We start from the raw sequence: 8073 nt of genomic DNA, 5'->3' as shown, positions 1-8073 counted from the left end.
GGAATTGATGAAAACAAGGTTATTTTAGTATTATTAATAATATTAATCAATCGGGGATGCCACAATGTCATATCGATATGCTCAGGGTTCTTCAGGTGAAAGCAAATATAGTGCTACCTATCTTAATTACAAACGAAACTGAAAACAAAAATCATACTGACAAAGACAAATCAGAAATTAATGTATGGGGGTTATTAATAGCTCATCATTGTCGAGAAAATAGAGAGTGGGAAATATCGGAAACCGACTTATTAAGACGCTTGGCAGCTCAGACAGCGATCGCTATTCAACAAGCTCAACTTTATCAACGCTTAGAAAAACTCAATCAAGAATTAGAAGCAATTGCTTATATTGATGATTTAACAGGAGTGTTTAACCGTCGTCATTTTGAGCAAAAATTTGAACAAGAATGGAAAAGGTTGGCGCGGGAGGAAGCTCTCATCTCAATTATTATGTTAGATATAGACTACTTTAAACCTTATAACGATACCTATGGTCATCAACAGGGAGACAAATGTTTGCAACAAGTAGCTAAAGCTATTCAAGCGACAGTCAAACGACCAGGAGATTTTGTTGCTCGATATGGTGGAGAAGAGTTTGTAGTTGTGTTGCCCAATACCCCCATGGAAGGAGCACTTAAGGTGGCAGAAAATATCAGAACAGAAATTGAAGCTTTAAAAATTCCTCATCAAGCTTCAGCAACCAGTCAATGGGTAACAAGTAGCTTAGGAGTTGCAGATAGCAATTGCTCCAAAACATCTAATCCAGAGAGATTGCTAAAAGCAGCAGATACAGCTCTCTACAATGCTAAAACTTCTGGCAGAAACCGCATAGAGATTTATTATGTATGTATGGAAACTCAAGAGAAACAACAGCAAGAAATTAATTTAGTTACACAACTACGAGATGCTCTAAGAGAAAACAGTTTTTGTCTGTTTTCACAAGCAATTTTCCCATTGCATGAAGGAGTACAAGCAAGACTTTATGAAATTTTGCTCAGATTGAGATATCCTTCAGGTAAAATTGTTTCACCAGCTGCTTTCCTACCAGTAGCGGAGCGCTATCATCTAATGCCAAGAATTGACCGTTGGGTCGTAAAAAATCTACTATATTTGCTGTCTTCGCAGAAAATTGATAATTCATACCAAGATTGTATTTTTACTGTTAATCTTTCTGGTGCTAGCATCAACGATAGCAATTTTCTAGAATTTATCGAACATCAATTTGCCTGTTTTGAAGTGCCCCCCCAAAAAATTTGTTTTGAGATTACTGAGACTATAGCTATTACTAATTTAGATAAAGCGGCAAAATTTATTCAGTCTCTCAAACAAGTTGGTTGTAGTTTTGCCTTAGATGATTTTGGCAAAGGAATGTCTTCTCTTTCTTATCTCACAAACTTGCCAGTAGATTATCTCAAGATAGACGGGATGTTGATTAAGAAGATGGAAAAAGATACTGTCACTCAAGGAATAGTAGAAGGTATTCATCATATTGGCAGGGCAATGAATTTAAAAGTAATAGCTGAATATATAGAAACAGAGTCAATTCTCAACAAAGTCAGTAGTTTAGGAATAGATTATGGTCAAGGCTTTTATCTTCACAAACCAAGTCCACTTGAGTTTTCTGTTTAAGAACTATTTAACCCACATTCCGCACTTCAAATTGTCTTATAACAAGTGAATTAATCCTCTCTTTTCTAGAATTTTTCACAGGACAAAGAAATATTAATACTGAAGATTTATCTTTATATCGTTCTGTAAAAGAAGCTCGCCTCGAAGTACAAAAATATAGCGCTGTGCGCAGGCAACAGCTCCGGAAAGCAACAGCTCATCTGGGGGAATAAATTGCCGATAATATAAGACTTTTAGCTATTTTGCCTCTCCTGCAATTTGTAAATATGCCAGCGCTCATTGCTATATATAGAAAACTCAGGCAATAAACAACGACTACCAAAAGTTAGTTGGTTGCCAGTTATTCATCAAAATTTAGCCAAAAAAAGTATTTCTTGGCAACAGTTACGAGGAATTTCAGTAGATATTAAGCGGAAGCAAAATATATGAGGGATGGTTAAAAATAATTATTTACTCTGGAAGAAGGTTGTTAACTGCCTGTAGACATTTCTAGTAAACAAATCAATCTTCTCCGAAACCCTTGTAGGGACTTCCTGTTGAGCGTCCCTACATTGCGGTTAATTAATGTTACTTGATATAATGCATTCTTTAAAATTGTTTCAAATACATTACAGTAAAATTGTATAAAATGCTACTAAAAATACGGTATTTATACTAAAATTAACACAAGCGAGATCAAAGCTAAAACTGTTGTAAATACTTAATTTCAAATCAATTAACCTGATTGGGTGAATTATAATTCACCCGATTGGGTGAATTATAATTTACATCTTTTTTCATATACTGAGAACAGTAAAGAAAAGAAATTATTCGGAAGTCTTAAATTATGAAAAAAGTTTATACAACTACTACAAGTTTAGCGATCGCTGCCTTACTATTAAATGGAGCAGGACAAAGCGCACAGGGTATAGGTTTGACAAGTGGAATGTTTAGCCTATTTCTAGAATGTAATAATGATGGAACAGCTTTATTCTTAGACTCTCAGAATGGATGGCAATACAGTCAAGATGCCATTGGAGACATGACTGACGGCAGCACCTATGATATTACAGGAATGGGAGTTTTCCAAAACGGTAATGAAGTCTTCGTTGCCATTGGCAGTAACTTACCCGGAACAGGCGCAGGTTACGACCGCAACGTCGATCCAATTTTCCACGGTGACTTATTCTTTACCCCAGGTGGTGACAACTTCCAAGACTCCATGGAATCCGGAAATCTCTACGGTATTCACTTCTCTGGTAGTTCAGATTCTGGAGCTCATGCAGGGCTAGGTGTATATCAGAACGTAGCAGCAAAAGGTGTAGGTATGAACAACTTCGGACATCGTACCTACAATAACTATGCTGCCATGGTTGATTCTAGCAGCAGTAACTTCTACGGCGACCTCGGTGTTAATAACTCTTACTTTAACGGCGATGGCACTGGCTACAACGTAATTTCTGGAGGCCAAAAAGTGGAGGACGATGGCTTTGAAATGTTGACCCTCGACGACCTCACTGCAGCCGGACTCGATAGAGACACAGTCAGTGGCAGCGAAATTATAGGCTTTAAATTTAACCTTGATGCCATAGTTCCTCCAGAACCCGCACCACTACCAAAGGATATCGGCACTCTGAAAGGCATTGCTGAAGGATATGGTTTCGACTGGGGTTCCCAAGGTTGGGATGAAGAATTGGCAGTATACGACACAAATATCGCTGAGACACAAGAGCAAGCCAACACTTACCAAGGTCAAGCTGATGACTACCAAGCACAAGCTAATGCTCACCAAACACAGGCAGATATCTATGATACCCGCAGTCAAACTGCAAGTGAAGAAGCCAATAACCTGAAACAAGAGCGTAATGACCGCAACAGTGAACTATGGCGAGCTGCTAGATACAGTCCCGGCGGAGAAGCCAACAATGTAGTTAAAAGAGAGCGCAACGACCGCAACAAAATCCTCAAACAAATTGATGAAGTCAACGAAATCATCGATGAAATTCCTGGACAAATCACTGATGCTACAAATGAACGTGATGCACTAACAACTAAACTGAATGAGGTTCCTAGCGAAGCAGAAGCGATCGCTATAGCTAGGAGAAATCCAAATGGAAACATTGAGCAAGCTTACGAAGCTGTTGCAGAACTTGCCCCCAAAAAAGAAGCTTGGGAAGTATACAAGCAAGAAAATAACTGGGACAATCTGGAATTACCTCAAAAGCTTGCTGTACAAGAAGCCTACGGTGGTGATTGGATAGAACTGCGTGGTGACGGCAGCCCAGCCAAGCAAGAGCAGGAGCTGACTCTGTTTAGCCAGGTTTTAGCCGACTTTGAATCTGAAGTTGAACAAGACCGCCAAGCAGAAATTCAGCAATACCAGACACAAATTAACCAGAAGCAAAACAGTATAGATGACTTGGTAACAGAACTTAATGATGCCCAAGCTCTCAAGCCACAACTGGAGAAAAATCTAGAGAATTTCTACGCAACCAACGACCTGCGCGAGCGACTTGAAGCAGTTAAAGCTAATGCAGAACAGGAACAGGCAGCTATTGAGACTGATGACAGCCTCAATGAGATCCAGAAAGAGGAACTCCGTGCCTTTTACGAAAGCGATATTGCTCGTACCCAAGCACTCATCAATGAAGTTGACAACCCCGAGGTGTCTCTAGATACTCTGTTTGATGGAGCTGACCAATATTTCAATGATGTCTTGAGAGCAGATGCTGAAAATAGCAATCGCCCAATATTTGATGATAATGGCAATCAAGAGGTTTACGGTCCCGATGAGGTAACTGTGCAGATTCCAGATTATGATGAAGACGGTAACATTAGTGGTTACACTACCTATGATGTGGCTGTAGAGGGGACACTGAAAACCGTTGGTACCGAATATGCTCGCCTCAGTGAAGAATCACAACGATTTAACCGTGCCCGCAGAGATCGAAACCGAGTACAAGAGAATAATGAAATTGCCCGCGACAACGAACTTGTTGCCAAGCAAGAAGATATCAACAGTCGCAACCAGGCATTGAACAATCGGAATAACAGTTTAGCACAGCAACAGGAGCAAATCAACCAGAAAGATGAACTGCTCTTGGAAATTGAAACGGAAATAGCTCAAGTTCGCGACGAAGCAATTGCACAGGAAAGACGGGAGCAGATGAGGGAATCTCTAGCTGCTGCTGAAGTAGAAAATCAGAAGGAACAAGAGCTTGAGGAACGTTTCGGTGTGCGGACTCTCGAAAACCCTGGTGGCATTCCTACTTCTCCTGAAGAAGTTATAGGTGCTGAAGAGGTGATAGCTATGGATGTGCCTGAACCGTCTTCAGTCTTGGGTTTAATTGCTGCTATCGGAGGTGGTTTTGCTGCTCTGCGTCGCCATCGCCAAGACTAAATTATAGCAGTCGAAGGGAAGGGAGCAGACATATCAAAGGAAAGGGTGCAGACATATCAAAAGTTTAAAATTCAGACAATGCAATATTTTTCGCTCCTTCGGTCTTTCATTCTTCGTTTTACTATCAGCAGATTTTCTACTCATATAAAATCCGGTTATACAGTTTCTATCCCCATCTACCACAACTATATAATAAGTATTCAACCGGATTTGATATTAGGCAAGGCATTCGGTAGAAATGGAATAAAAATGTACTTTAAGACTGAAATTAATATTTGACTAATTATTATTTTTTTATCAGCGTTTGATTTAATCAGGACTTACGCAAATTGACTGTCAAACCACCATCTGTAGGGGCGAATGGCATTCGCCCTCTCTATATATAGAGTTTCTGCGTAAGTCCTGTTAATAAATTTAGGTTTGTGTGTGATTTTATTCAATCGGAAGGAGAGAGTTATATGATATCTACTCAATTCTCCTTCCTTTTTTGTGTTATATCATGTTCGGATAATTACAGCAGTTTTTAGGGTAATGAGGTACAGTTTTAAGATTAATATTTTTTTCCCTACTCCTTAAAATCCTAAAACAATTACCGATTTATTATTTGGTTTAGCACAATCAGAATTTGGTAGTTTAAGTCCTGGTTATTCTCGGGTAATGATGATTTGTGACTGGATTTATGAAAAGGTAAAATATTTATTTGGCAGTACAAATTCTCAAACTTCAGCTTTTGATACTGCTACGGAAAGGGCGGGTGTTTGTCGTGATTTTGCTCATTTAGGAATTGCTTTTTGTCGGACTTTAAATATTCCGGCTCGTTTTGTTTCTGCTTATGCTTATAATCTTAATCCTCCAGATTTTCATGCTTGTTTTGAAGCTTATTTAGGCGACCGCTGGTATTTGTTTGACCCAACTAAATTGGTATCACTAACAAATATTATTAGAATTAGTACAGGTAGAGATGCTGCTGATGTTTCTTTTGCCACTTTATTTGGCACAGTTGAAATTAATAATCAATATTTATTTGTAGAAGATATTTCTGATGTTCAAGAAAATAAAAAAGTAGATGAATCAGAGGCGATCGCTATTTCTTGAAATAGCAGTCAGCAGTCAGCGGTCAGCTATCAGCTTCTCAAGGTAAAGCCATGTCATCCGTCAAGAAATAAATTTCGGCGTTGCTGAATTAGAAGTATGAATGTGCGATTTTTTGGTTCTGGTAAAGCCCCCTAAATCCCCCAATTTTGGGGGACTTTTAGAGTTTTATTCCCCCCAATTTTGGCTTGCTCGGGGGGCTTGCATCATACCCAGAATCAGCAACAAATTTCTTGGCTAGAAAGCAGAAGTCATCTTTAGATGACTAAAGATAGCTAAGTAGGTAGTTACGAAAAAAAACTAAGTTTTAACCACTCATTATACACCTTGAGAAGCTGATTGCTGATAGCTGACCGCTGAGTGCTATTTCAAAGTCTAATTACCGCTCCAGGTCCAATGGGAATTCCGAAAATAAACCAGATAATAAATAAAGCTGACCAAGATATTAGGAAAGCTAAGGAATAGGGCAGCATTGTAGCAATTAAGGTTCCCATTCCTGTCTTTTGATCGTATCTCTGAGCAAAGGCAACAATTATTGGAAAATAAGGCATTAGAGGCGTAATAATATTAGTTGTAGAATCTCCAATTCGATAAACCATTTGTGTCAATTCTGGTGTATAACCAACTAACATTAACATTGGCACAAATACCGGAGCCATAATATTCCATTTAGCTGATGCAGAACCAATAAATAAATTAATAAAACCACTAACAATTATAAAACTTATGAGCAAAGGCAACCCAGTAAAACCAGTAGCTTTGAGAAAATTTGCACCATTAATAGCTAAGATAATTCCTAAATTACTCCAACCAAAATAAGCGACAAATTGAGCAGCAAAAAATGATAAAGCAATATAATAACCCATTAAACTCATAGCCTGAGTCATACCTTGAGCAATATCTTTATCGCTCTGAATTGTACCTGCTACTTTTCCATAGACAATACCAGGGAGAATAAATCCTACCATTATTATTGGTACAATTCCTTGGAAAAAAGGAGAAGGTATAATAGTTAAAGTTTCTGGGTCGCGCAAAATTCCTTCAGGAGGTAAAACTAATATTAATAAAAGTGCTACGAAAGCCAATAAAGAATATCCAGCCCAACGTAAACCTTTTCGTTCAGCAGCAGTCAATTCTTGAATTTCTTCTTGATTAATTTCCCCATCATATTTACCAAAGCGAGGCTCGACAATTTTATCCGTAATATACCAACCAACTAAAGTAATAACGAATGTAGAAACTACCATAAAATAATAGTTTACTGCTGGATTAACTGTATATTCAGAATTAATTAATTGAGCCGAATTTTCAGTAATTCCTGCTAATAAAGGGTCGATAGTTCCAATTAATAAATTAGCACTATAACCTCCAGCAACTCCGGCAAAAGCAGCAGCTAAACCTACTATTGGATGACGTTTATATGCTAAAAATACTAAAGCAGCAAGAGGGGTTAAAACCACATATCCAGCATCAGATGCAAGATTAGACATTACCCCACAAAAAATAATTGCTGGAGTAATAAATTTTGCCGGAGCAACTAATACTACCTGACGCAGTAGAGCAGAAATTAACCCTGTAGACTCTGCGACTCCTACCCCTAACATTGCTACAAGTACAGTACCCAGGGGAGGGAAATTAACAAAGTTACTCACCGCTTCAGTAATTATTCTACGGATACCTTCAGGAGTAAACAGAGAGACTGCTTGAATAGTTTCTTTAGTGGCAGGATGTACGACAGAGAGATTTGTCAAATTAGCGATCGCGCTAATCAAAATTACTGCTATAGAAAGATAGAAAAATAATGTAATGGGATCTGGCAGTTTATTGCCAACTTTTTCAATAAAAATAAGTATTTGATTAACTATACCCAAGTTTTTAGACTGTTCTGGGGGCGATGTTTCTGTCATTTTGAATGTTTCCTTTTGAGATGAAAAATACAATTTTCCATCATACTATAGGAAGGAAGAAGGA

General features: G+C 38.3%; 4 protein-coding genes and 1 pseudogene. 4 read left to right on the top strand and 1 reads right to left on the bottom strand.

Annotated elements, in window-relative coordinates; translation table 11 throughout:
- Positions 1-56: 56 nt before the first annotated feature.
- The 4 genes and pseudogenes from F6K15_RS36850 to F6K15_RS36835 all read left to right on the top strand — a co-directional run.
- Positions 57-1631 carry an EAL domain-containing protein gene (locus F6K15_RS36850; RefSeq protein WP_293070940.1) on the top strand — a complete coding sequence of 525 codons (1575 nt, stop codon included), beginning with the start codon at positions 57-59 and terminating at the stop codon, positions 1629-1631.
- Between the two features lie 279 nt (positions 1632-1910).
- Positions 1911-2060, top strand: coding sequence for a hypothetical protein (locus F6K15_RS36845; RefSeq protein WP_293070938.1), 150 nt, complete (start codon positions 1911-1913; stop codon positions 2058-2060).
- A gap of 397 nt (positions 2061-2457) precedes the next feature.
- Positions 2458-5010 carry an XDD3 family exosortase-dependent surface protein gene (locus F6K15_RS36840; protein WP_293070936.1) on the top strand — a complete coding sequence of 851 codons (2553 nt, stop codon included), beginning with the start codon at positions 2458-2460 and terminating at the stop codon, positions 5008-5010.
- A 600-nt stretch (positions 5011-5610) separates the two neighbouring features.
- A pseudogene (locus F6K15_RS36835) lies at positions 5611-6105 on the top strand (transglutaminase family protein); the annotation flags it as partial.
- A gap of 365 nt (positions 6106-6470) precedes the next feature.
- Here the strand turns inward: F6K15_RS36835 and F6K15_RS36830 are convergent.
- Positions 6471-8009: an AbgT family transporter gene (locus F6K15_RS36830; protein WP_293070934.1), complete on the bottom strand. Its 1539-nt coding sequence runs from the start codon at positions 8007-8009 to the stop codon at positions 6471-6473.
- Between the last annotated feature and the right edge of the window lie 64 nt (positions 8010-8073).

This window comes from Okeania sp. SIO2B3, assembly GCF_010672525.1.
Classification (GTDB): Bacteria; Cyanobacteriota; Cyanobacteriia; order Cyanobacteriales; family Microcoleaceae; genus Okeania.
Note: the sequence above shows the minus strand (reverse complement) of the source record. Positions and strands in the feature narration are given on the sequence as shown.

Excerpts from the sequence above, each read along its gene's own strand:
- F6K15_RS36850 (WP_293070940.1), top strand. The coding sequence starts at position 57 with ATGCCACAATGTCATATCGATATGCTCAGGGTTCTTCAGGTGAAAGCA.
- F6K15_RS36840 (WP_293070936.1), top strand. The coding sequence starts at position 2,458 with ATGAAAAAAGTTTATACAACTACTACAAGTTTAGCGATCGCTGCCTTA.
- F6K15_RS36830 (WP_293070934.1), bottom strand. The coding sequence starts at position 8,009 with ATGACAGAAACATCGCCCCCAGAACAGTCTAAAAACTTGGGTATAGTT.